At 60.5% G+C, this 747-nt stretch carries 1 protein-coding gene; it reads left to right on the forward strand.

What is annotated here, in order from left to right; genetic code table 11:
• Nucleotides 1–747, forward strand: a 747-nt coding sequence (locus DYY66_RS05335; RefSeq protein ID WP_255496140.1) for a transposase, incomplete at both ends; no start/stop codon positions are given.

The raw sequence follows: 747 nt of genomic DNA on the forward strand, positions 1-747 counted from the left end.
CTGTTCGAGGAGTTGTTTGAGCAGATCGTGAAGCAGTGTGTGGAGGTGGGGTTGGTGAGCGGGAACAATCTCTCTGTCGATGGCAGCTTCGTGGAAGCGAACGCTGCCAAGGAGAGCCGCATTCCGCGAGAGCAGTTGGCGGAGGCAGCCCAGGTGAACCACAGTGTCCGCCAGTATCTGCGGGAGGTGGAGGAGCAGAACCCTGTGGAGGAACCTGTGCACGAGCAGGATCAGGTATCGACCACCGATCCCGATTCCACCTACGCCACCAAGGGCGGCACGCCAGCTCGGTTAGGCTACTACGACAACTATCTGGTCGACAACGACAGTTGTGTGATCGTCGGAGTGCAGGCCACGGCGGCACGGATGAGTCAGGAGACGGTGGCCGCGCAAGACATGCTCACACGATTCGCCGCATGGCAAGGGCGAGTGCCGGAATCAGTGGCGGCCGATACCACGTATGGGAACGGGGAGTTCCTGCAGTGGCTGGCCGATCGCGGCATCACTCCCTACATGCGGACCCGCGACAGCATCCACAGAAAGAACAGCCCGTTTTTTGGTCCCGAGCATTTCCGATACGAGCCCCAACACAATCGCTATATCTGTCCCGCGGGCCAGGTTCTCAACTACGGCGGCCGCAACCAGCGGAATCGCACGTATGCCTACATCGGGACGCGCAAACGATGCGGCGCGTGTGCACTCAAAACGCAATGCACCAGCGGGGCGTTTCGCTATCTTGCCATCCAC

This window comes from Candidatus Nitrosotalea sp. FS (assembly GCF_011319475.1).
GTDB lineage: Archaea > Thermoproteota > Nitrososphaeria > Nitrososphaerales > Nitrosopumilaceae > Nitrosotalea.